28 protein-coding genes, 1 tRNA gene and 1 pseudogene are annotated in these 23,150 nt (G+C 58.8%); 17 read left to right on the forward strand and 13 right to left on the reverse strand.

Annotation, left to right across the window (positions count from 1 at the left end):
- Positions 1-16: 16 nt before the first annotated feature.
- The 7 genes and pseudogenes from BFP95_RS29940 to BFP95_RS05025 all read right to left on the reverse strand — a co-directional run bounded on the left by BFP95_RS29940 (position 17) and on the right by BFP95_RS05025 (position 5,046).
- On the reverse strand, positions 17-370 hold the full coding sequence (locus tag BFP95_RS29940; protein ID WP_256534130.1) for a phage tail assembly chaperone: 354 nt from the start codon (positions 368-370) through the stop codon (positions 17-19).
- The gene (locus BFP95_RS29945) at positions 367-2,445 is read right to left on the reverse strand and encodes a phage tail protein (protein WP_256534131.1); all 2,079 of its coding nucleotides are present in this window, start codon (positions 2,443-2,445) and stop codon (positions 367-369) included. Before BFP95_RS29945 ends, BFP95_RS29940 begins: the two co-directional genes overlap by 4 nt.
- On the reverse strand, positions 2,438-3,049 hold the full coding sequence (locus tag BFP95_RS05000; RefSeq protein ID WP_065909422.1) for a phage tail protein I: 612 nt from the start codon (positions 3,047-3,049) through the stop codon (positions 2,438-2,440). Before BFP95_RS05000 ends, BFP95_RS29945 begins: the two co-directional genes overlap by 8 nt.
- 1 nt (position 3,050) lies before the next feature.
- Entirely contained in the window at positions 3,051-3,932 is an 882-nt protein-coding gene (locus BFP95_RS05005) for a baseplate assembly protein (RefSeq protein ID WP_065909424.1), read from the reverse strand.
- Positions 3,933-4,059: 127 nt separating this feature from the next.
- Positions 4,060-4,365 (reverse strand): annotated as a pseudogene (locus tag BFP95_RS05015) (bifunctional DNA primase/polymerase); the annotation flags it as partial.
- Positions 4,362-4,628 (reverse strand): TraR/DksA C4-type zinc finger protein, encoded by a 267-nt coding sequence (locus BFP95_RS05020; protein ID WP_371914447.1) that lies wholly within the window; start codon positions 4,626-4,628, stop codon positions 4,362-4,364. The gene BFP95_RS05020 and the pseudogene BFP95_RS05015, both read right to left, overlap by 4 nt.
- Entirely contained in the window at positions 4,558-5,046 is a 489-nt protein-coding gene (locus BFP95_RS05025) for a phage regulatory CII family protein (protein ID WP_065909430.1), read from the reverse strand. The genes BFP95_RS05020 and BFP95_RS05025 overlap by 71 nt, the downstream gene beginning before the upstream one ends.
- An 89-nt stretch (positions 5,047-5,135) precedes the next feature.
- Between BFP95_RS05025 and BFP95_RS05030 the strand changes: the two genes are divergently transcribed.
- From BFP95_RS05030 to BFP95_RS05070, 9 genes are all read left to right on the forward strand, one after another.
- Positions 5,136-5,591: a deoxynucleotide monophosphate kinase family protein gene (locus BFP95_RS05030; RefSeq protein ID WP_139115291.1), complete on the forward strand. Its 456-nt coding sequence runs from the start codon at positions 5,136-5,138 to the stop codon at positions 5,589-5,591.
- A gap of 10 nt (positions 5,592-5,601) precedes the next feature.
- The gene (locus tag BFP95_RS05035) at positions 5,602-5,877 is read left to right on the forward strand and encodes a hypothetical protein (RefSeq protein WP_065909434.1); all 276 of its coding nucleotides are present in this window, start codon (positions 5,602-5,604) and stop codon (positions 5,875-5,877) included.
- Positions 5,874-6,251, forward strand: a complete 378-nt coding sequence (locus BFP95_RS05040) for a hypothetical protein (RefSeq protein ID WP_065909435.1) — start codon at positions 5,874-5,876, stop codon at positions 6,249-6,251. Before BFP95_RS05035 ends, BFP95_RS05040 begins: the two co-directional genes overlap by 4 nt.
- On the forward strand, positions 6,248-6,490 hold the full coding sequence (locus BFP95_RS05045) for a pyocin activator PrtN family protein (RefSeq protein ID WP_032888577.1): 243 nt from the start codon (positions 6,248-6,250) through the stop codon (positions 6,488-6,490). The genes BFP95_RS05040 and BFP95_RS05045 overlap by 4 nt, the downstream gene beginning before the upstream one ends.
- Positions 6,491-6,544: 54 nt before the next feature.
- A complete protein-coding gene (locus BFP95_RS05050) occupies positions 6,545-6,892 on the forward strand; it encodes a hypothetical protein (RefSeq protein ID WP_047541804.1) in 348 nt (115 codons plus the stop codon).
- A gap of 51 nt (positions 6,893-6,943) precedes the next feature.
- Entirely contained in the window at positions 6,944-7,765 is an 822-nt protein-coding gene (locus BFP95_RS05055; protein ID WP_065909437.1) for a YfdQ family protein, read from the forward strand.
- A 77-nt stretch (positions 7,766-7,842) separates the two neighbouring features.
- Complete coding sequence (locus BFP95_RS05060) at positions 7,843-8,193, forward strand: hypothetical protein (protein WP_065909439.1); 351 nt, start codon at positions 7,843-7,845, stop codon at positions 8,191-8,193.
- A 93-nt stretch (positions 8,194-8,286) separates the two neighbouring features.
- Entirely contained in the window at positions 8,287-8,523 is a 237-nt protein-coding gene (locus BFP95_RS05065) for a DUF4224 domain-containing protein (RefSeq protein WP_065909549.1), read from the forward strand.
- A gap of 2 nt (positions 8,524-8,525) precedes the next feature.
- Positions 8,526-9,590: a tyrosine-type recombinase/integrase gene (locus BFP95_RS05070; protein ID WP_065909441.1), complete on the forward strand. Its 1,065-nt coding sequence runs from the start codon at positions 8,526-8,528 to the stop codon at positions 9,588-9,590.
- 55 nt (positions 9,591-9,645) lie between these two features.
- On the opposite strand, the gene BFP95_RS05075 is transcribed toward BFP95_RS05070, so the two are convergent.
- From BFP95_RS05075 to BFP95_RS05090, 4 genes are all read right to left on the reverse strand, one after another.
- Positions 9,646-10,215 (reverse strand): hypothetical protein, encoded by a 570-nt coding sequence (locus BFP95_RS05075; RefSeq protein WP_065909443.1) that lies wholly within the window; start codon positions 10,213-10,215, stop codon positions 9,646-9,648.
- A gap of 4 nt (positions 10,216-10,219) precedes the next feature.
- A complete protein-coding gene (locus BFP95_RS05080; RefSeq protein ID WP_065909445.1) occupies positions 10,220-11,212 on the reverse strand; it encodes a hypothetical protein in 993 nt (330 codons plus the stop codon).
- A gap of 437 nt (positions 11,213-11,649) precedes the next feature.
- Positions 11,650-11,723 (reverse strand) — tRNA-Cys (locus BFP95_RS05085).
- 212 nt (positions 11,724-11,935) lie between these two features.
- Positions 11,936-14,221 (reverse strand): bifunctional acylase PvdQ, encoded by a 2,286-nt coding sequence (locus tag BFP95_RS05090; protein ID WP_065872969.1) that lies wholly within the window; start codon positions 14,219-14,221, stop codon positions 11,936-11,938.
- A 238-nt stretch (positions 14,222-14,459) separates the two neighbouring features.
- Here BFP95_RS05090 and BFP95_RS05095 point away from each other — a divergent pair, with 238 nt between their 5' ends.
- Positions 14,460-14,840, forward strand: coding sequence for a fe2+ zn2+ uptake regulation protein (locus BFP95_RS05095; RefSeq protein ID WP_065872968.1), 381 nt, complete (start codon positions 14,460-14,462; stop codon positions 14,838-14,840).
- 15 nt (positions 14,841-14,855) lie between these two features.
- Here BFP95_RS05095 and BFP95_RS05100 read toward each other — a convergent pair whose 3' ends face one another.
- Positions 14,856-15,044, reverse strand: a complete 189-nt coding sequence (locus tag BFP95_RS05100; protein WP_049713137.1) for a hypothetical protein — start codon at positions 15,042-15,044, stop codon at positions 14,856-14,858.
- Positions 15,045-15,147: 103 nt separating this feature from the next.
- Positions 15,148-16,059, reverse strand: coding sequence for a LysR family transcriptional regulator (locus tag BFP95_RS05105; RefSeq protein WP_065872967.1), 912 nt, complete (start codon positions 16,057-16,059; stop codon positions 15,148-15,150).
- Positions 16,060-16,177: 118 nt separating this feature from the next.
- Between BFP95_RS05105 and BFP95_RS05110 the strand changes: the two genes are divergently transcribed.
- The 7 genes from BFP95_RS05110 to BFP95_RS05140 all read left to right on the forward strand — a co-directional run bounded on the left by BFP95_RS05110 (position 16,178) and on the right by BFP95_RS05140 (position 22,868).
- Entirely contained in the window at positions 16,178-17,173 is a 996-nt protein-coding gene (locus BFP95_RS05110; protein WP_065872966.1) for an aldo/keto reductase, read from the forward strand.
- A 133-nt stretch (positions 17,174-17,306) separates the two neighbouring features.
- Positions 17,307-19,301 carry a methyl-accepting chemotaxis protein gene (locus tag BFP95_RS05115; RefSeq protein ID WP_065872965.1) on the forward strand — a complete coding sequence of 665 codons (1,995 nt, stop codon included), beginning with the start codon at positions 17,307-17,309 and terminating at the stop codon, positions 19,299-19,301.
- 82 nt (positions 19,302-19,383) lie between these two features.
- Positions 19,384-19,842: an SRPBCC family protein gene (locus tag BFP95_RS05120; RefSeq protein ID WP_065872964.1), complete on the forward strand. Its 459-nt coding sequence runs from the start codon at positions 19,384-19,386 to the stop codon at positions 19,840-19,842.
- 112 nt (positions 19,843-19,954) lie between these two features.
- Positions 19,955-20,401 (forward strand): DUF411 domain-containing protein, encoded by a 447-nt coding sequence (locus tag BFP95_RS05125; protein ID WP_065909447.1) that lies wholly within the window; start codon positions 19,955-19,957, stop codon positions 20,399-20,401.
- Positions 20,398-20,841, forward strand: coding sequence for a YqaA family protein (locus BFP95_RS05130; protein WP_065909449.1), 444 nt, complete (start codon positions 20,398-20,400; stop codon positions 20,839-20,841). Before BFP95_RS05125 ends, BFP95_RS05130 begins: the two co-directional genes overlap by 4 nt.
- A 45-nt stretch (positions 20,842-20,886) precedes the next feature.
- Positions 20,887-21,888 carry an alpha/beta fold hydrolase gene (locus BFP95_RS05135; protein WP_065872961.1) on the forward strand — a complete coding sequence of 334 codons (1,002 nt, stop codon included), beginning with the start codon at positions 20,887-20,889 and terminating at the stop codon, positions 21,886-21,888.
- A 26-nt stretch (positions 21,889-21,914) separates the two neighbouring features.
- On the forward strand, positions 21,915-22,868 hold the full coding sequence (locus BFP95_RS05140) for a D-2-hydroxyacid dehydrogenase family protein (protein WP_065909451.1): 954 nt from the start codon (positions 21,915-21,917) through the stop codon (positions 22,866-22,868).
- Positions 22,869-23,150: the final 282 nt, after the last annotated feature.

Raw genomic sequence — 23,150 nt, forward strand, 5'->3', positions numbered from 1 at the left:
CGTCAGTGCGGGGCGTCTATTGGGTTTGCTCGGCGATCCAGGCCGGCGGCACTGGCCGCTGCTCAATGTCGGGAAAGTCCGGCGATTGTGGCCAGTCGCGCAGGTCCTGCATGTACTCCAGCAGCTCAGTGAACTGCTCAGCGGAGAGTGTTGTTTCACGGCCGATTTCCAACTGGTCACGGTGCCGCTCACGCAACCACATGAGACTGGCCAGTTCCCCATCACGCCACGAACGCTCGGCATCAACATCAACACCAACCGAAAGTAACGGGACATAGACGTCAGAAAACACCTCGCCTGGCAACAGTTCCTCAGGTCCACCGATAGACCGGCAGCGGTAAACGCCGTCATTACGAACAGCAAAACTCATAACCCGTCCTCCCAGCCCATGACCTGCGCCACAGCAGTCGCAGCGGTCGCGCAAAACAGGAAGCTCATACGCCGCAAAATGAACTCGCCCTGCGCAGTAGGCACAGGACCAGAGGCGTTATAACCACCCGCAAACGGGAACCCGTTCAACTGCGCCGGGCTCAGGTAGCCAGTTCCCGGAGTTGAGGCGAAGGCCCCCTCAGGCGCAAAGCCCACGTAGCCCCCCGTACACCCGGCAACCAACGAAACCTTGCGGGCCGTTGGCGGCACAAGGTTCGCGAGCGACACCGACACCGGCGTACTTGCGGCGCCCGACACGGCCACCGGGTAATTGAGCGTATTTGTCGCCGCTGTCGGATCGAAAAGGAGAAGGTTATCGATCTGCGTGTAAGCAAATGGCACCCCGTTCGGAGCAGTCAATAACATGCCTACGCGCGCCTTTGATGTATATCCAGCAGGCAGCACCGGCTCATAGACGAAGCGCAAAGACGCCGCAGCAGTCGTAGTCAGCGCCAGGGCGCTAACGTTGATTTGAGACGGCGACTCAATGCTTTGCACAACGGAGCCGGCAGGGAATGCCGAACTCGACAGCTGCATCCCAACACGCAGTGACGCGGTACTGGGCAAACCGGTAACAACCGCAGAACCCGCAGTGGTCGCTCCGGTCAGCACAGGGCACAGCGCGGCGATGAACGCCTGGGCCGCGCCATTGATAGCCCACAACGAGTAAAAACTGGAAGCCGCCAATACCCCGCTATCCAGGCCATTGGCTCCGACAGTAGCCAGATTGATCGCAGCAGAGAGACCGCTGATACGACGCGCTACACCGGCCCCGTCTTTGACAATCACCTGATCAACGCGGGCCGAGATAAGCGAGCCGGCACCGGTTGCACTGATCAGGATTCCCCGGTAAGCGCCTTGAATCGAGAGGTTTCGGGTTTTCTCGACTTCGCTGGCCAGGGCTGCAACATCGATATTCCCCTGATTGATCGGAGCGTTCCAAGCCTTGATGCACCACATCACAGCCAAGTTGCGCGGTCGTGTTTCATCCGAGCCCGTCACGCCGGTTCGCATATCACTTGCAGCGCCACTTACCCACGGTGATGCAGAGCCGCCGCCAGACGCGCTTACAGATCCATAGGTTCCACCCGACCACATTGCATGATCGTGCTTCTGCATGGATTGGGCCTGAGCACTGCCAATTACCCGACCAGCATCAACCCCGCGCCCATGGTCCCAGCCCCGCAGGAACTCACCGCGCGACTCGGGCAGGCGAAAGTTACCGGCGCCCTCGTCGCCCTTGTTGAACGCGCCGCCCAGGAACGTCGCCAGGTCTGGATACGTCGCAACGCTTTTGACGCTACCGTCCAGCTCCAGAAAGCCCGGCGCCACCTTATCCACGGGAAAACCGATCATCGAGCCCACCGGCAACGCCGAGGCCTGGGCGATCATTGCCGTGATTTGGTCCTTGGTATACGTGTCGGTGATGCCATACCCCGCCAACGTGGTCGGGTTAGATCCAGAAACGAAAACGCCGCGATCATTGACCGTCACCTTGGTGTAGGTGCCAGCAGGCTTGTTCGCAGGCAGAAGGCCGTTAACCGCCTCATCGACATACTGACGCGTAGCCAGCACCACCGCCGGGTCGATTTTGAGCTGAATGTTCGAGGTGCCGTTGGTGATGATGTGCATCCGCACCACCTGATTGCGCCCCGAGCCCTGGGCCAGCACTGGCTTGTAACTCGGCGGCGCGTTGGCCACCGCAGAAAACACACCGTCCTTGTCCTCCAGGGCCAACTCGCGCACCCACCAACCACCCACGTCGGGCGGCAACACCACCTCGGCAATCAGCACATTGGCATCAGTCGGAGATACCCGCAGCTGATTGATCTGCGCACGATAAACTTGATTGACCAGCTTGGTCTGCGAAGGACTGGGCACCGGATCGGTGCCGTTCGCATCGCCGATCAACATGTAACGCGGCTCCCACGGAATACCGAGGGCATCGCAGTTGGTCTTCTTGGCGGCCCCCTGCGTGGTGATCATGCCGCCAAAATTAGAATTCTTATCAACCATGTGAGTACACATCCAGTTCGTCGAGGGTGTATTCGCTTACGCCTGCATGGCCTTGAATCACCACGTCGATATCGGGGTTGGCCCAGGGGTAAACGTCGATTTCATCACCGTCATAAACAGCGAAGCCGGTATAGGCGTTAGCACGAGTTTCGAGCGTTATGTCGAGCCCCGTCAGATGCCGGCTCACGGGCTTGGCGTCGTCAATCAGGCGCTCCAGCTCACTGAACATTTCTTCGGTGATACCGGTGTCGAGTAAGCCGACCCTAAGGGCGAAGGTCGCCGGCGCGCCTTCGGGCACCGTCTGCCACCACTCGATCACCTCCAGCAGATAGCCAAGCGGCTCCACCACGCGGCGCAGTGCGCCAATGGTTCCTTTTCGGGAGTGGATATAGAACGACGCTCGCACTGCATTGCGCTTGGCCGTCTCCGTCCAACGATCATCCCAGCGATCAACCGACCAGGCCCATGCAAGATGAGGTAGCAAATGAACGGGGCAAGTAATGGGGTTGTAGAGCGAGCGCAACGGGATGACGGTCTGATCCGAACTCGCCACCTCAATCGCACGCTCCAACTGGGTGCTGTTATTCGGCAGTAGACTTTTCATGTCACCCCCCCAGCTTGACGCTGTAGCCGGTGCAGTACGCCGCCTGCGCCTTTGTAGGGGCCAGATCCTGCCACCCGGTCAACTCAACGCGGGAAACAGCAGGCACGTGCACCTGCGCGTCCACTGCTGAACGCGCCACCTCGACGCCCAAGCGTTTGCGCGGGTTGATCCAGGCCGCGAGCCGTCTTTCTGCTTCTGCCAGCGCCACGGCGCTTTCAGGGCCGGGGCCTTTCATGAACAGCACCGCATCAACGCGGTACGGCAACACTTCGGCGCTTTGCACCGTCACCCGATCACCCAGCGGCCGGACGTTTTCATCATTGACCGCAGCCGCTACCACAGACAACAACTCAGGACCGACCGCTCCGTCACCGGACAGGCCAAGCACCGTGACCGTAACGCACGCCGGGGACGGGCTTTCAGCGGACGCATCGGCCACCAGTGCCGATGCATTGCGGGCATGGCGAATGTAGCTGTTGCGCGGCCCGGCCGTCGTCAGGCCCTCATACGCCATCTGGATTCGCTCGCGGTAAGCGTCATCGCTTTCCGTGATCTTTTCCAGCGGCGGCACTGCGCTTAGATCTTCAGCCTGGATCACCAGGCGCGGGGTGTTGACGTTCGCACCCAACTGATCGAGGTCGCCACGAATGGCATGGGCCAACAGTAAAGCCTTGGCCGCATCGTTCACCCGGGCGCGATCACCGATACGCGCATAAGCACCGGCCTCCAACAACTTGACCACCGGATCACTCTCCAGCGGCGCACTCCAGTTGTCGCCCATGAATTCACGGAAGACACCGAGCGACTCCGTGTAGACCTCCTCAAAATCCAGAGGCTCAAGCACGTCCGGCGCCGGCAACTCGGACAGGTCGACGATACTCATACACTCACCTCTAACAATACGCTCTCGCCCAGGTATCGCCCGGTGACTTGGATCTTGATCAACCCGCCCAGGACGGATACAGCCTGCACGCGCTCCAGCTTCAACCGAGGCTCCCAGCAGCCTAGACCACCGCCATGGCATCCAGATCGAGGCCCATCTGGTCGAACAAGACAAACCGGGTCCACTGCACATCGTCCACGTCCAATGAGCAGACACGGCTCGGCCCGAGCACTACGCCCAGGTTGTGATTTGGATTGCGTTGCCAGAATGCTTCGGCGGCAACCGGGTCGGTGATGTAACCGCCCGGCTTGTTCCAGCCCATGCCCTTCGGCGCCTTTTCGCCCGGGTCAATCGGGACCAGTGCAAGGTCAAAGGTTTCGATGTAACGGCGAGCCCAGGACGATATCGCTGTGCTGGTGGATTGCTCACTCATCGCCGCCGCTCCCGTAACCCCTGGCAACTGACGCAGGTCGCACAACCCTGGATCGTCTGCTGACGAAGTAACGGGATAGGCTCGTCGCAATCCTCACAGAATTGCGCGCTGACGGAGCACGTTGGGCGCGGACGGCTCGCCAGTGCGAGCTGTCGGAAATGTTCAGCAGCATCGTTGGCGATATCGATGTCGTCAGACATTGTCAGCGCCCTCCATAGCCTTGCGTGCACCAGCCATGATGCCCAGCACCTCGCGGATAACATCCATGCCGCGCTGCTCCAGCAGGAGGACTTCGTGCGGCTCCCAGATGTTGTCGGCAGCGCCGTCGTGCATGCAGGCTACGAACTGGCCGGACTCCTCGAGCATCTTGCCGACAGCCTTCAACGCATCTGCAGTTGCTGGAACCGGAATCGGCTTGTACCAAACGGCACCCGCAGGCCTGACCAGGGCATCCAACAGGCAAGGATCGGCGGTCAGCCTGATCACCTCTTCCATTTCGTCAGGATCCAGCCAGCGCCGCTCCTCGTCGTGCTTGACCTTCTTCTGCAGGCTGTCGTAATCGAGCACCATGTCCAGCGCCAAAGCAGTCACGCCGCCCCGGTAATCATGGGCCGCGCGGTAGATTGCTTTGCGCAGAGAAAGAACCGGCCCAGCGGCCGGTGATTGATCTGTTCGACTCATAACCGTAAATACCCCTTTTACGGTCTAGCCATAGAAACGGGCACGCCCTAGAGCATTACGCATTCGCTGATCCGCTCCGTGATGGCTTGATGGCGATCTTCAACCTCGACCCAACCGACTTCGAAGGCGACCGCAAGGAGCAACCACTGTCCTGGCTGGACCGCTCTCCGCGTCAACTGATGCAGTCGATGGGCACTGAGTGGGCACGCAACACCGTGCACCCAGACGTTTGGGTGAAGCTCGGCGAACAAAACCTCGACTATATGAGTAAGGCACTGGGCGCAGTGCTGGGATTCGTCATCAGCGACGTGCGCTTCGAAAACGAGGCAGAGTTGATTCGCCGGCGCGGCGGCACGGTCATCCATATATCTCGGTCCGCCGCACAAGCTGTGAACCCACACATCAGCGAGGCCGGCATAGCTGTTAGCCAGGCAGATCTGATCCTGCGCAACAACGGTTCGGTTGACGAGTTCCTGCGATTGCTGGACGCCGCGTTCCTCATGATCCGCGCGCGCCACCAACGCGCCGAACAGCTCTCAGCCTGAGGCCGTCGCCATGAACCGCACCCTGGATCAAACAGCCGCTTTGCTCGGGCTTAAGCCACGCGCCTTCCGCACCAGGTTGCGGGAACTCGGCGTGCTGAATTCTTCCGGCGATCTAGCCAGCGCACACCGCGAGCGCGGCTTCCTGTTCTCCGACCCACGCAGCCGCTGGAATCCAACACTCCGCAACTACACCCACTACTCCGTGGTGCTGGTCAAGGAAGCGGGTGTTGAGTGGATCGCCAAGAAGCTGGACATCACCATCACCAAGAAGGACGCCGCAGCATGAAGACGCCGAACGCCATCAACTCCGCTGTAGGCGCCCTGAAACTGGTGCCGATGTACCTCAACCATCCGACGGTGATCAGCCGCGCCACGTTCATTGGCGCCTCGGCGGAAGCTGTCGCGCTGCTGGAGTCATTGCCCTGCGTTTCGGTCGAGTTGGCCGAAGTGTTCCGCTGCGTCGACGCGGTGATCGCAGAAGGACAGATCGCCTATGTGACGCCGGTGAAGTGCCCGGAATACCCATACGGCGCCGTCGTCGCAGATGCCGAGGGCAACGTCCTGGCAGCGGCCAAGGGCAAGAGCAAAGAAGGTCTCGCCGAACTGATCCGCCTCAAGCTGGTGCCCCGAAAGGAGGGGGATGGGGAGGAATCCGCGTGACCACCACCCTGGAACAACTCCGGCGCCAGTTCGCGACGCCGTGCCCAACGCTAACCGCAGTGCGTGAACAGTACTTCACGCACATACGCACCGACCGCTACCTGCTGAGCGAAATCAAGGCAGGTCGTATCGCGCTGGTGGTCAAGCGGCTGCACTGCTCGGCCCGTGCCAAGCCCGTCGTTTATCTCCACGACCTGGCCGACTACCTCGACGCCCAAGCGACGAAGCAAGCGGCCTGATTCAAACGGTAGCCCCTGCCGACCAGGGGCGACACAGCCAATGAGGCACAGCACATGAATACCAAAGCACGTCCCTTTATGGACACCCTGCGCGACATCGAGGCCGGCGGCCTGCTGGACGAACTCACCGAGGCCCAGCACAGCCTGATCGACGCCATCCGCATGACCGGCAAGGGCGGCGATCTGACCATCAAGCTTACCTACAAGCCTGATGGCGGCGGCCAGATGACCGTGAAGGCCGACGTAAAGACCAAAGAGCCTGTTCTGGCTCGCGGTACATCCCTGTTCTTCCTTACGCCCGAAGGCAACATCACCCGCCGCGACCCACGTCAACAGGAAATCCCGCTGCGCAGTGTCGAGGATGAACCCGGGCCTGGAGCTTTGCGCCAGGTCAGCCAGTAACACCCGCCTCACCAACCTCTCACCAAATCGTCACCTACTGGAGCACATCCAATGCAACAAGCCCTACAGCACCTGGTCACCTTGGCCCAATCCCTCGGCAAGCCCATCGCGGTCGAGGGCATCCCTGCGCCGCTGGCGCTCGTACCGAACGGGGTGAGCATCGAAAGCCTGGAACACCTGCTGCCCGCACCTTCACGCATCAAGCAGAAGCTCACCGTGCTCGATGCCGAGTCGTTCATCAGCTACGTGAATCGTTTTTCCACTCAGGCCACGGCAGTGTTTTGCAACGGCCCCGAAGGCCGGACTTTCACGGCAGTTATCGACTACCACGATCCGGCCGCACCCGCCTGGCGCGATCATGTCGCGACGTACCGCTGCCCGACCACCGTTGAATGGGGCAACTGGAAGGAAAAGGACCGCAAGCGCATGGACCAGGCCACCTTCGCCGAATTCATCGAAGACAACGTGAAGGACATCACCCATCACCCCGAGCACGAGAACACCCCAAGCGCTGCTGACATGCTCGAAATCAGCCGCACCCTGGAAGCCAAGAAGAACATCACGTTCCGCCAAGGCACTCGCCTCGACAACGGCCAGGTTCAACTGACATACAACGAAGAGATTGACGGGCGCGCCGGCGAAGCTGGCCAGCTGCGCATCCCAGAAGAGTTCTTCATTGCGCTCAAGCCGTTCCTCGGCGGCGACACCTTCTGCGTACCCGCCCGCTTCCGCTACCGCATTCAGGAAGGTCGCCTGGTCATGTGGTACGAACTGGTGCGCGCCGACAAGGTGCTCGAAGAAGCCTACAACGCCGTGCGCGCCAAGATCGAAGGCGACATCACCAACGTGCCGCTCTATGAAGCCACGCTCTAACTAACTCCCTGCAACACCCCGTCGCCGTCCTCTCACCAAAACTGTCCAGCGGCGGGCTCTAACGAGGCATACAGCACATGCAAATCGAAACCTACATCATCGCAATCGGCCTGCTGATCGGCTGGGTTGCAACCGCCTTTTTCCTGATTAGAGCCAGTAAGAAAGCCTTCGCCCGCGGCTTTGATCGCGGCGTTAACTTGGCTCGCGAGCAGCATGCCAGCTCACCGGCTTGCACCATCGCTGACCATGAACTGATGACGAAGATCACTACGTCACTTGGGCTTGCCGTAGAAACCTGGCAGGCATTCCCAGGCACAGAAATCATGGTCGCCAGAGTGAACAAACAGCGCCGTCAGCTAACCGCCTTTGCCGCGAAAATGTGGCTGGCAGCCTACCCCGCGCCAATCAACGCGGAGGATGCAGCATGACTTTGATCCTCACTCAAAGCGGCACCCAATTCGACCTGTTCGCCGACCACGGCAACGCGATCGCCTGCTTCTATGGCGACTGAGGTAGTGATGATGGAATTCCAGAGCGAAACGCTTACCGAAGATGAGCTGGCCACCATCACCGGTTATCAGATCCCGTCCAAGCAAATCGTGTGGCTGATCGATAACCAATGGGAACACGTCCTTACCGGAGCCCGCCGCCCGATCGTAGGCCGCGTCTATGCCCGAATGAAACTGGCAGGCGTCACGCCTTCTGCCGTGAACCCGGCGGCCGAAACCTGGGCGCTCGACCTGGCGAATGTGAGCTGACCATGCGACGGAAGAATGCAGCCAACTTGGATCTACCACCACGAATGATCCGCCGCAACGCCACGCTTAAGAGCGGGAAGATCTGGACGGGGTATTACTACAATGGTAGGGACGCCAACGGCAAACGTAAAGAGATTCCCCTGGGAGGCGACCTCGACCAGGCTAAAGTGGAATGGGCCAGGCTGGAGCGACGAGCACCACCGAAGCCCAACCACTTGCTGGGCGCCCTGTTTGACAGGTACGTGAAAGAGATCATCCCAACTAAGGGTTTGCGTACCCAGTCCGACAACATGAAGGAACTCAAACAGCTCAGGAAAGCGTTTGAAAAAGCCCCAATTGACTCGATCACCCCCCAGATAGTCGCGCAGTACAGGGACGCCAGGACAGCAAAAGTCAGGGCCAACCGTGAAATCGCGCTGCTATCACACATTTTCACGATCGCACGTGAGTGGGGCCTGACCAGCAATGCCAACCCTTGCTTCGGGGTTCGGCGCAACAAAGAAAAGCCTCGGGACTATTACGCCGGCGAAATCGTTTGGAATGCGGTGTACACCGAAGCCGTGCAGGAACTCAAGGACGCCATGGACCTGGCCTATCTGACAGGACAGCGCCCCGCCGACGTGCTCAAGGTAGCCACTACCGACCTGAGCGCCGGCTTCTTGATGGTGAACCAAGGGAAAACAGAAAAGAAACTACGCCTTCAACTTGAAGAGGCTGGAGTGCAATCGGCGCTGAGTGCCTTTATCAATGACCTGCAGGAACGCCGCGCTTTGTCCGGTATCAAGACATCAAGGCTCATCACAAACACCTCCGGCCTTCGCATGAGTCAGCAGATGTTGCGCAATCGGTGGGACGAAGCCCGCGAGAAAGCAGCTATAAAAGCTGGCGCCAACGGTGACTCTGCTTTGGCTATATTGATTCGCCAGTTTCAGTTTAAGGATATCAGACCGAAAGCTGCCAGCGAGATCGAGCTAGCACATGCGAGCCGCCTGTTGGGTCACTCCACCGAAGACATGACCAAGAAGGTTTATCGGCGAGTAGGTGAAATCGTGAAACCTACAAAATAACAGATACAAATAAGCAAAGACCTAGTCTCAATTCTGCATTCAATGCCAAGCCTTGTTATTGTGGCTCATGTAGCTTGAACCCTAAATAATAGAGCCCCCAAAAGGTCGCGGCCAACATCTGCATCAACAATGTAAAATATACAAAGGTCATAATAATGATTATAACTTTACTTCCAGAACCATCCCACAACTCTACATCGGCGATCGCAGTCCCATATGAAAGAAACAGAACTGAATACAAAACCAACGCGATACTTTCGCACGTGAGAAAGGCAAACAGCATTGCTAAGAATCTACGCCTGGTAAGCTTGACCAGCACATTCTCCCCACGAGTAACCAACTTCACAGTAGGGGTAGGCTCAGGCAGGATGTTGTCAATGTCGTTACGACCGAAGGTTGCTATTGCGGCAAGCGCCGCAATATAGAAACCCGGTAGACTGGAGAAAAAGCCTAAAAGCATACTAATAGGCCCACCGGCCCTATATATATCTGAAACCCACCCTTCACCAATAGAACAAATAGTGCAGACCAATGCAATCATGACTGGAAAAAGCCAGTCGACTTTCCATTTTTGAGGATGCCGTATCGCCAAATAGGAGAGCGGCTGCAACATTTGATTTAACATTCAATCACCTCAAGCTTTTCAGAACTTCTTTCACTATAGCATGGTTGACTTGCTCAATACTCGCAGAGCTAACATTATTGGCTGATGAAATATAGTAACGCTTCAAATAACGTCCGTCTGTCGCAAGCTGCCCCGTATCAACGGAGAGTAACGCACTGTTTGGAGAGCCAGAGCCATCCTTAAAGCTGACACGCATTTCAGAGACGCCGTCGGCTTTAGCATTTTTGAGTACATCGGTTACAGTCTTCACCGCGTCGCCAATTAAGTCTCGCTCAAGCTCGAGCTTTATCACCCGATGTTTCTCTTTAACGAAGCCGGCGTCATCCCACTTACCTCCGACTGTTTTATAGCTTATTAGCTCGATACCACCTAAGGCACCGCTGCGCAGATCACTCTTGAAAGTATCAGATATATGGCCATGCAGTTCTACATCGTGATTAAGGTGTACAAGGTTCTGTCTGCCTTTTTTATCACATGAGCCATCAATATTTGGTATTTTAAAGTTCTGTGGCTTTTGCTTCTTACAATGCCGAATGACATGTGCAAAATAGCTTGTGATTGCACTACTACCCAGGCCAGCACCATAAGCGGCCTCAATCATACAAAAATAGTAATCTGCGCCCTTCGCTGGAGCCAGATCAAGTATCAAGTGCGCAGAGAATTCTGAGCCTTGCCCTGGCAACTTCTCATTCACATGCCGCTCATTTGATTCCGGATTACTGTAAACGGAATCTGGGGCGCTAGGATCACAACGGTTGATCAATAACACCCAATAACCTTCTACCATATCGGCATGAGCAATATAGTATTTATCTGCTTTATCGCTTTGACCCTTACTTAAAAAGTTATCACCACCTTCAAGTAGTTCCTCTACTAGCTCTTTAATTTCCGACATCGTTTTTGCTTTCGCGGGAAAATCAGCAGTATTACCTTCCGCCCTTGATCGACCGCGAGCATACAGTTTCATATCAAAGAACGTTGCCACTCTGTTGGACATACTCTTCACCTAAAATTTCTATCGATAACAATTTCACGCGCGAAACCTAACTCCCAAGCAGTTAAAAGATTCAACGGCTCACGCATGCAGCGTTTAGCTGAATCAAATTCAGCTTAAGTTTGAACGGAGAAGTAAGTGGAGAAGAAAAGCGAGCAAACGTCGCACTTTGGACGCTGGATCTAATGCCTTTCAGATTGCATTGGAGGTGTCTCACAATTCTCGATTCCATTCGACAGTGGCGTGATAATGGCACCGTTCCGAAGACTCAGCAACCCACCTTGAATAAGGTTGGCTAGGCAAGATCTACCTATTTTTTAAGCCTCCTAGCATCCCGAAATGGCAGAGGTTGCGGAAACGATCTCAAAAGTTGCGGAAACGATCCCAAATCGCAGGCAATAAAAAACCCCGTAGATCATTGATCTACGGGGCTTTAAGAGTGGAGGCCGAGGTCGGAATCGAACCGGCGTAGGCGGATTTGCAATCCGCTGCATAACCATTTTGCTACTCGGCCTCAAACGATCAGTGTCTCAACGACTAACACTCACCGCATAAAAACTTGAGTGGGCTGAAGAACCCTGCCTCTACTCTAACTCATTGAATACATTGAGGTTTTTAATGCCTCATTGCGTTCGATGGGCGCCATTATGTACGTATTTGCCAATGCGTGCAACCCCTTGATTTCAAAAATATTTCGTATTGCCATCAAGGAGTTGCGTGCCTGCCCTACTCCTTGATGTGCAGTTGTTGGTACTGCGGGTCGGCCTTGATTTGGGCTTCGGTGAAGGGCAGCGGGCTGAGTTTTTTCTGGGAGAACGCTTGGGTCTGGTCCTTGCTGTGTTTGGAGGCTGGGTTGCTGGACTCGGAGAACGCAAGTACGCCCCTGACATGCGGCCCCTGGTCGTCGAAGGTGACGATTTGCAGGTAGCTGGTGCCGCTGACGACTTCGCGTTTGCCGTCGGCGCGGGGTACGGTTTGCATGGCGTTGTAGACCCCCAGTTCTTGCGGGCCGCCATGGATCGGGGTTTGGCCGGAGACTTGGATGTCGCCCCATGTGCTGTTGGCGCTCAGGCCGAGTTTGGCGACCTCGGCGGTGGACGTCAGCATCGCTTCGCGCAGGGCTTTGGCGACGGGTGCGCGGTCGATGGCCAGGCCACGTGGGGTGGTGAGAGGCTGGGCCGGGTCGAAGGCGACGCGCCAGGCGTCCGGGATTTCCTGCAGCTGTTGCACCAGATTGATGAAGTGCACCAGGCCAACGCCGCTGTCGAGGTTGGCGCGCTGGTCCCAGTTTTTCAGGCTGGTGCACAGCGGTTGCAGCGCGGCGGCGTCGGCGCCGAGGTGTTTGGCGCAGAACGCGAGCAGGTCGGGCATGACTTGGCCCGCCAGGTACACCTCGTTGTCCATCACCATGTTTTGCAGGTCGGTGACGCTGATCGGGTTCTTCAGGGACTGCAGCCGTTCTAGCGCAAAACGCGCGCGCGGGCCGAGGCCGATGTGGTCCTGGCTGATCACCGGGGAGAACCCGGTGAGTGGCGCTTTGGGGTTGACCATCCACGCCGAGTCGTTGGAGTGCTGCACGTAGTCGCTGCGTTCCAGTTGCGGCAGTTGGTCAGCCGGGAAGATGCCGGCCTGGGCCGCGCGTGGGTCAATGTCCCAGGCGCAGGCGCTGCGGGCGCCGTCGAGCATGATCAGTTGCAGGGCGGCGCGAGGGTCACTGCATTGCGCCAGTTTGGCCGCGCTGACGTTGGGCACCACTGACTGGTTCATGTACAGGCTCTGGCCCTGGTCATCGGCGGCCACCGTGTTGACCCACGGGATACCTTGCAGGGTGCGCACTGAGGTTTTCAGTTCATTAAGGCTGCTGGCGCGGTTCATCGCATACCACTGTTGCAGCACGCGGTCGTTGCCCAGGTTGGCGTCGCGCAGACTGAACGCGTACTGCCTATCCCAATCGAGCTTGCCCGGCCACTGCACCACTGGGCCGAACTGCGAGCTATAGACCGTGTGCGACTGGTTCTTGAGGCTGCCATCAGCTTGTTTGACCTGCACGTTCACCGTGGTTTTATCCAGGGCAACAGATTTGCCATCGAGCATGTAGCGCGTGGAATCCTTGGGGTCCAGGGTCAGGCGGTACAGGGTGAAGTGCTTGGACGTATCCACCGTATGGGTCCACGCCACATGCTGATTGAAGCCGATATTGATCACCGGCAAGCCCGGCAGCGCGGCGCCCATCACATCCAGCTGGCCGGGGATGGTCAGGTGCATCTCATAAAAACGCATGCCGCCCACCCACGGGAAGTGCGGGTTGGCCAGCAGCATGCCGCGCCTATTGAATGAGCGATCACGCCCCACCGCCACCGCGTTACTGCCGCGATCAAAGGCAAAGCGTTGCTGGTTGGCGGCGGCCAGTTCAAACGCCTTGGCGCTGGTCTGCGCACTGGCCGTGGCTTGTGGAGGTGTCGCGCCGACCAAGGCTTCGGCGAATTGGCCTACGCCACCTTCCACCAGCAGCCTACGGGTCAGTTTGACCAAGTCTTCAGCCACCAGTGGCCGTACCCACGCCGCTTGGCACTGTGCCGGCGCGCCCTGCTCTTTCAGGTAGCGGTTGTAGCCGGCCACATAACCTTCAATACGCTGCTGGATCTGTGGGCTCTGCGCTTTCCAGAACGCGGCGACGGCGTCCGGCGTATTCAGCCAGGTAAAGAACACATCGCTGGCCAGGTTGTTGCGCTCTTCCAGGGTCGTCTGCTCGGGGCCAAAGAAACTGGCGCGCTGGCCATTCACCGTGACCACTTCATTGGCCAGCAGGCACAGATTGTCCTGGGCGTAGGCGTAGCCAATGCCGAAGCCCAGGCCACGCTCGTCATTGGCGCGTATGTGCGGCACGCCATAGCTGGTACGACGGATATCCGCCGACGCTTGCGTCACCTGCTCCCGCGCCAGCGCAGCCAGGCTCAACCCCAGCAACACCCCGGCCACACATACCCTGGACAACCCATTGGAAATAATCACGCAGACTCCACAGTCAGATTTAATCGCCTCACGCGGGGTAATAACCCCACCGTAAGAACGCAAACCACTGGGAATAATTTAGCAAGGGGCGAGGTTTATTGACGGCGGTGCGAATGTGACAAAACCGATACCGACGAATTTTCTACATCCGGCACTTCATGATTTCGCTCGCTCGTTCGTCTTATTAATCAAGAGCGCTCATTTTTTTCCTGATCAGGCTCTGATAAGGAGTTTTTGCATGTACAACTCGCAAGTGCCCACGGATGGACATTCACCGGCTGCCGAGACCACTTTTGGCAGCGGTACACAAGTGTTCGGCAAAACGCCGGAACAGCAAGGCAACCAGCGTATTCGCCACCTGCTCAAGTGTTTTGGGTTGCGCACCAGCCTGATCCGGCTGAAGGTCATTGACGCCCTGCTCACCGCCGCCGACAACCGACGCAGCCTCGGCGTGCGCGGTGTGCACAGCCATTTGCTGGAACTGGGCATTCCGCTGTCATTTCTCAGCGTGCGCGAGGTGCTCAAGCGCCTGTGCAGCGAGGGCGTGATCACCCTCAATGCAGATAAAAGCTACAGCCTCCACGAAGAGGCTGCCAAGGTGATCGAAGGTCGCACCTGAGGCACGACCTAGCGCTTAGAGCTTGACCTTGCGGCGCATGACACCGTTGATCACCACCACGACCACTGCGACGGCAATGGCGATGGTCTGGAATGTTTTCTCACTGATAACCCCAGTGTTCTGCAAGTAGGACAGGCCAAACATCGTCGCCAGTACGGCCAGGGCAATCAGAATCGAATATTTCAAACGTTGCTTTTGTGTCATGACGGGTTCCTGAACCTGAAGAGTGTCGCTACGGTGAATAGCCGAATCTGCCAGGCACATAATGGCGAGCGGGTCCGACAGGCGCACATGTTACAGGCGATGCCTAGCGCTGCAAACCGGTGCCCGATTGCGCGCAGCGCTCAACCAGCCAATCGACAAACACCCGCACGCGCTGGGACAGTTGGCGGTGTGGTGGGTACAACGCGGTCAGGGCCATCTTCGGCACAGCCAACTGCGGCAATACTTCCAGCAACGTGCCCTCGGCCAACTGGCGCATCGCATGATAATGCGGCGCCTGGATCAAGCCGAACCCGGCTTCGCAGGCAGCGAAGTAGCCGTCAGAACTGTTCACCGCCAAGCCTTTTGGCAGGTTGACCGTCTGCAATTCGCCGCCCACCTCAAATTCCAGGCCGAACCGTTTGCCGCTGGCACTGGAGACGTACTCGACCATCTGGTGATCGACCAGGTCTTCGAATGAGGTGGGAACCCCCCTGCGCGCCAGGTACTCCGGACTTGCCAGGGTGAGTTGATCCATCATCGCCAAAGGCCGCGCCACCAGCGATTCGTCCAGGGCCAGGCCGCCGCGCAGCACGCAATCGACGCCCTCGCGGATCAGGTCCACGGGGCGGTCGTTAAGGCCTATCTCCAGTTCAATCTGCGGGTAGCGCGCAGTGAATGACGGCAATGCGGGGATCACGATCAAGCGGCCAATGCCCGACGGCATATCCACGCTCAGGGTGCCGCGCGGGTTCTGGCGCTGGGTGGAAAACACCGCTTCGGTTTCTTCCAGGTCTGTCAGCAGTTGTACGCAGCGCTGGTAGTACGCGGCGCCATCCAACGTAGGGCTGACTTGCCGCGTGGTGCGTTGCAACAGTTGCACGCCCAGGTGTGCTTCCAATTGCTTGATCAGGATGGTCACCGAAGCGCGTGGCAATTGCAGGCTGTCGGCCGCCTTGGCAAAGCCGCGCAGCTCGACGATCCGTGTGAACACACGCATTGCGTTGAAACGGTCCAAGTGACGGCTCCCCAGTGGATTATTTAGATAATACGAACAGTGATAGCAGTTTTAGCCGGTTTATCCCGATTTTGTCGAGCGTGACAATGGAGCCCTTCCCCATTAAGGAGCTGACCCCATGCACACCCGTCCACTCGGTACAAACGGCCCACTCGTCTCCGCCATCGGCCTCGGCTGTATGGGCATGAGCGATTTCTACACGCCTGGCAACGACACCCGGGAAGCCACCGCCACCCTGCACCGCGCGTTGGAGCTGGGCATCAATTTCCTGGACACTGCTGACATCTATGGCCCGCACACCAATGAACAACTGATCGGCCAAGCCATCGCCGGCAAACGCGAGCAGGTGTTCCTGGCCAGCAAGTTCGGCATCCTGCGCGACCCGGCCAACCCCACGTCGCGCGGCGTCAATGGCCGCCCCGAGTACATCCGCGAAGCCATCAACGGCACCCTGCGGCGCCTGGGTGTAGAAACCCTGGACCTGTACTACCAGCACCGTATCGACCCGGATGTCGCCATCGAAGAAACCATCGGCGCGATGGCCGAGCTCGTGCAACAAGGCAAGGTGCGTTACTTGGGCCTGAGCGAAGCCTCTGCCGCCACCCTGGAACGCGCTCATAACGTGCATCCGATCAGTGCCCTGCAAAGCGAGTACTCGTTGTGGAGCCGCGACCAGGAACATAACGGTTGCCTCGCCACCTGCCAGCGTCTGGGTATTGCATTTGTCCCCTACAGCCCGCTCGGCCGTGGCTTCCTGACGGGCGCGCTGAAAAGCCCGGATGATTTCGGCACCGATGATTACCGTCGCTTCAACCCGCGTTTCCAAGGCGAAAACTTCGGCAAAAACCTGCAACTGGTGCAGCAAGTGCAGGCGCTGGCAGCCGATAAAGGTGTCAGCGCCGGGCAACTTGCGCTGGCCTGGGTGTTGGCGCAGGGCGATTACATCATTCCGATTCCCGGCACCAAGCAGCGCAAGTACCTGGAAGAAAATGCGGCGGCCGTTTCAATCAACCTCAGCCAGGCAGAATTGGCGGCCCTGGAAGCGATCTTCCCCGCCGAGGCACCCGCCGGCTCGCGCTACCCCGAGGCGGTAATGGCCATGCTGGATATCTGATCAAAGGAGCGCCCTCACAAGGCGCTCTTTTTTCTTGCACGATGGTACCTAAAGCTCCTCCTATCCAAGCCGATAGCCCTACGAAGCTCTAACAAAGCCGCGTCGACAATAAACGCTTCGTAAGGACGACCCCATGCCCCCACTGCGCTCCATCCAAGCCCGCTATACCCTGTTCCTGGTGCTATTCGTCCTGGTGTTATTTGTATTGACCGTGGTGGGAATCGGCCAGTTGGTCGCGCCTACGCTGCGTCATACCGAAGAACAGGTGGTGCTCAACCGCATCGCTGAGGTCGCCGAGCAAATCCAGGGCGAGCTGAACAAGGTTCAGTCCCAGCAACGCAGCATCACCCAGACCATCCCTTTGCTCGACAGCGATGCCATCGACAAAGTCCTCCCAGGCCTGGTCGACCAATATGGCGAGCTGAAAGTCTTCGGCGGCGGGATCTGGCCGCTGCCCAATCAACGCACGCCTGGACGCAACAAGCACAGCACGTTCTGGCACCGTGATGCCTCGGGCAAGCTGGCCGTGAATACGTTCTGGAACAGCGACCCAGCGCCCAACTACTACGACCAGAGCTGGTACAAAGGTGGCCTGGCCTCGCCGCGCGGCCAATGCGCCTGGGCCGCCGCCTACAAGGACGACGCCAGCCAGGAGCCGCGCACCAACTGCGCCATGGCGATCCAGCGCGACGGCGTGCCTTATGGCGTCGCCACCATCGACGTGACCCTGGGTTTCTTCAATGACTTGGTGGCCAGCAAAGAAAAAGACATCGGCGGGCAAATGCTGATCGTCGAAGGCGACGGCAAGATCATCAGCAACAGCACGCGCATCAGCAGCCCGGTGGTGTTGAAAAACATCAGCGAACTCAGCGGCTCCTCGGCGTTTGCCGCCCAGGTCAGCAAGGCCCTGGCCCATCGCGACCAGGCGTTGCAACGCAGCGAGTTCGACAACCAGGGCGTGGCCAGCACCTTTTATATGCGCCCGATCGCCGGCACGCCGTGGTTCCTTGCCACCGCCCTGCCTACTTCGCTGATTACCGCCCAGCGCGACGACGTGCTCGGCACCCTGGCCCTGCTGCAAATCCCCATGGTATTGCTGCTGGTGCTGCTCGCGGTGTATGCGATCCGCCAACTGGTGCAGCGCATGAAGTCGCTGAAAACCAATATCGACGCGCTGTCCGCCGGCGATGCCGACTTGACACGACGCATCACCATCCGCGCCGAAGACGAACTGGGTGCCATTGGTCACTCGGTGAACCGCTTTATCGTCTACCTGCAGAACATGATCGGCGAGGTCACCCAAGCCACCGGTGCCATGTCGTCGAGCCTTGAGCAACTGCAGCGGACCTCGGCGCACACCAATCAGATTCTGGTGCGGCACGCCTCGGAAACCGACCAGACGGTAACCGCCATCACCGAAATGAGCTCCACCGCCGACACCGTCGCGCAAAACGCCGCTGAAACCGCTGCGTTCACCCAGCGCGCCAATGAGCACGCCGACCGTTCCCGCGTGGTGGTGGGAGAGGCATCCAACAGCGTCAGCGCCTTGATCGGCGAAGTCTCCAGCGCCACCCACAGCGTGGAAAACATGCGCCAGGACGCCGCACGCATCACCGAAACCCTCGGCGTGATCGGTGCAATTGCCGGCCAGACCAACCTGCTCGCCCTCAACGCCGCGATTGAAGCCGCGCGTGCCGGGGAGCAGGGCCGTGGTTTTGCGGTGGTCGCCGATGAAGTCCGCGCCCTCGCCGCCCGCACCCAGGCCAGCACCTCGCAGATCAACGAAATGCTCACCCGCCTGACCGCGGGCGTCAGTTCCTCGGTAGCGGCCATGGAAAACACCCAGGCCAGCTGTCAGTCGGCGGCGGATGCCACGGCGCGGGTGAACACCGGCCTGGACGAAATGGCAGGTTCCGTGAGCCATATCAACAACCTCAGCACCCAGATCGCCACGGCCGCCGAGCAGCAAAGCGCAGTGACCGAGGAGATCAACCGCAGCATGGTGCAGATCCGACAAATGGTCGAAGAGCTGGTACAGAGCGGCCACGCCACTGAAACCAATACCCAGAGCCTGCTGGATGCGAATGGCCGAGTGATTGCCTTGATGGGTCGCTTCAAAGTGCGGTGATAAATGGTTGAAACACTCCCGTGCCAAAGCGCGGGAGTGGGACTATTCTGACAGCTCGAAGACGCCACACAGGAGGTGTGCCATGCGCTCAGCCGAGCAGTCGGTCCGCTTGGAGCGGATCAGTCAGGAACGCTTTATCCAGGCTCCCATCGAAGCCGTTTACGACTATGTGACCCAACCGGATCGCTGGCACGAATGGCACCCCACATCCCTCAGCGCCGACACCGGCACTACCGGTTCCCTTCCTGCCGGCGCACGTTTCACTGAATTCATCGACTTGCTGGGTGTGCGTGTGCCGATGAGTTACCGCGTACAGATCGCCCGGCGCCCCGGCGAATTCAAGACGGTGTTCACCTCCGTGGCCGTCGATGGCTCCATCCACTATTTCCTGCTGCCCCACCAAGGCGGGACGCTGTTCAAGCGTGTATTGACGTATGAAACCGAATTGCAACTGACCACGTTGCATGAACGCATGATCGAACTCTCGGCGGTAGCCCTCGGCCAGCTCAAGCGTCGGATGGAAAATCCACCCTTCGTATAATTTTGAAACATTCCCACCCTGCCTGCTGACCTTTGGGCGCTGGCTTGCCTGCGATGACGTCGTCATGATCGCCGCCATCCCAATTGCTAACGCCTGCACGCGAGCCTCCCCTATGAAAAGCACATTACGCCTGGCTCTGCTCTCTGCCCTGTTCACCACCACCCTCGTCCAGGCCGCCGACCTGATCCCCATCGACGTGCACCGTGACGCCAGCTGCGGCTGCTGCAAAAAGTGGATCAGCCATCTGGAAAGCAACGGATTCAAGGTCAACGACCACGTGGAAGCCGATATGAGCGCCGTCAAACAACGCTTGGGCGTGGCACCGCGCCTGGGCTCGTGCCATACCGCGGTGATCGACGGCAAATTCGTCGAAGGCCACGTGCCCGCTGAACAGGTGCTGGCCTTGCGCAAACGTGATGACCTGCTGGGCATTGCTGCACCGGGCATGCCCATGGGCTCGCCGGGTATGGAAGTGGAAGGCCGCAGCGAGGCCTATCAAGTCATCGGCCTGACCCGTGAAGATAAAGATGTCGTGGTGGCTGAATACCCGGCGCAATGATCGCGGGCTACCTGGGATTATTCTTCGCGGCGTTTGGCGCCGCGACCTTACTGCCACTGCAATCGGAAGCCGTTCTGGTTGGCCTGCTGCTCAGCAGGCATTACAGCCTATGGCTGTTGCTGGGGGTTGCCACGTTGGGCAACGTGCTGGGTTCAGTGGTGAACTGGTGGCTCGGCCGCTGGGTTGAGCACTTTAAGGAACGGCGCTGGTTTCCGGTCAGCGACAGGCAGTTGGACAAAGCCCGCAAACATTACGCGCGATGGGGGCATTGGACCCTGTTGCTCAGTTGGGTGCCGATCATTGGCGACCCACTGACGTTGGTCGCCGGGGTAATGCGTGAGCCTCTGTGGCGATTCCTGCTGCTGGTGACCCTGGCCAAAAGCGTACGTTATGGCGTGCTCGCGGCAATTACCTTGCAGTGGGTGTTAATCCCCACTTAATCCCCTCGCAACAGCATCCGAGCACCCTTTTTCGGAGCCCTGCCAATGCCCCTGACCCGCGCTTTTTGCATCGCCGGCCTGCTCGCGGCCACTACCGCCCCAGCGTTCGCCGCGACCTACGGCCCCGAGCTGCAAGGCTTCGAATACCCCTACCCGCTTCAGCATTTCGAATTTGAATCCCAGGGCAAGGCCTTGCAAATGGGCTATATGGACGTGCCCGCCAAAGGGCAGGCCAACGGCCGCAGCGTGGTGCTGATGCACGGCAAGAACTTCTGCGGCGCCACATGGGAAGGCTCGATCAAAGCCCTGAGCGACGCCGGTTACCGGGTGATCGCGCCGGACCAGATCGGCTTCTGTAGCTCCAGCAAGCCCGATCACTATCAATACAGCTTCCAGCAACTGGCAACCAACACCCACCAGTTGCTGGAGAAGCTCGGCATTCAAAAAGCCACGCTCATTGGCCACTCCACCGGCGGCATGCTTGCCACGCGTTATGCACTGATGTACCCCGCGCAAACCGAACAGCTCGGGCTAGTCAATCCGATTGGCCTGGAAGACTGGAAGGCCTTGGGCGTGCCCGCCCTCACCGTCGACCAATGGTATGAGCGCGAGCTGAAAGTCAGCGCCGAAGGCATTCGCAAATATCAACTGGCCACCTATTACGTCGGGCGCTGGAAGCCGGAGTACGAGCGCTGGGTGGACATGTACGCAGGCCTGAGCAACGGCCCGGGGCATACGCTGGTCGCGTGGAACTCGGCGCTGATTTACGACATGATCTTCACCCAGCCGGTGTACTACGAGTTCAAGAACCTGCAAATGCCCACGCTGCTGCTGATCGGCACGTCCGACAACACCGCCCTTGGCAAAGACGTCGCACCGCCAGCGGTCAAGGCGAAGCTCGGCAACTATGCCGTGCTGGGCAAGCAAGTGGCCAAGTTGATTCCCCATGCAACCCTGGTGGAATTCCCAGGCTTGGGGCATGCACCGCAGATGGAGGAACCGGCCCAGTTTCACAAAGCGCTGTTGCAGGGGCTGAACGCGCTTTAATCCAACCTTTTTCGAGGTGCTCGTGAATGTCGGTACAGATCGCAGTCATTGATGATTGGCAGCATGTGGCCAGTGGCGTGGTGGATTGGTCGGTCCTGGAGGCCGTGGGCGATGTGCACTTTCTGCACGATTACCCGGCAGATACCGCCACCATGATCGAGCGTTTAAAGGGCTTCGAGGTGATTTGCGTGATGCGCGAACGCTCCACCTTCGACAAAGCCCTGCTGCAAGGCCTGCCAGCGCTCAAATTGCTGGTCACCGGCGGCATGCGCAACGCGGTGATCGACATTCCTGCTGCCAAGGCCCAGGGCATCACCGTATGCGGCACCGACAGCTATAAACACGCGGCGCCGGAACTGACCTGGGCGTTGATCATGGCCTCCACCCGTAACTTGGTGGCCGAAGCCAATTCGTTGCGCGCTGGCGACTGGCAGGTTGGCCTCGGCGGCGACCTGTATGGCAAGACGCTGGGCATTCTCGGGCTTGGCAGCATTGGCCAGAAAGTCGCGCAGTTCGCCCAGGTGTTTGGCATGCGCGTGATTGCCTGGAGCGAAAACCTTACGCCTGAGCGTGCTGCCCAGTCCGGCGTTACGTGGGTCAGCAAGAGAGAGCTGTTTGAACAAGCCGACATCCTCACCGTGCACCTGGTGCTCAGCGACCGCAGTCGTGGGCTGGTGGATGCCGAGGCACTGGGCTGGATGAAGCCCACGGCCCACTTGGTCAATACCGCACGCGGACCGATTGTGGATGAGCAGGCGCTGGTGCATGCACTGGAAAGCGGACGCCTGGCGGGGGCGGCGCTGGATGTATACGCCGAGGAACCGTTGCCAGTGGACCACCCGTTCCGCCGTTTGCCAAAGGTGCTGGCCACGCCACACGTGGGGTATGTAAGCCAGCAGAATTACCGGCAGTTCTATTCTCAGATGATCGAAAACATCCACGCTTGGACAAACGGTCTGCCCATTCGCGTGCTGGGATAACGCACCATTCAAGGGCAACCCTCTCGTAGTGAGCGGGCTTGCCCCGCGCTGGGGCGCGAAGCGGCCCCAAATAGCCACCTCGGTCACACTGTTGAGCCGGGCCCGCCAAAATTGGGAGCGCTTCGCACTCCAGCGCAGGGCAAGCCTGCTCACTACATGCGGGGCAAGCCCGCTCGCTACAAACCCCTCCCTTCGCGCAAAGCATATGGTTACAAGTATTTTGTCCTACAAAATCCTCGTATAAACCCTACAGGCTCTGGGATCTGTCCTAGACTGATGACC

It is taken from the genome of Pseudomonas sp. 58 R 12 (assembly GCF_900005865.1).
In the GTDB taxonomy this organism is placed as follows: Bacteria; Pseudomonadota; Gammaproteobacteria; order Pseudomonadales; family Pseudomonadaceae; genus Aquipseudomonas; species Aquipseudomonas tritici.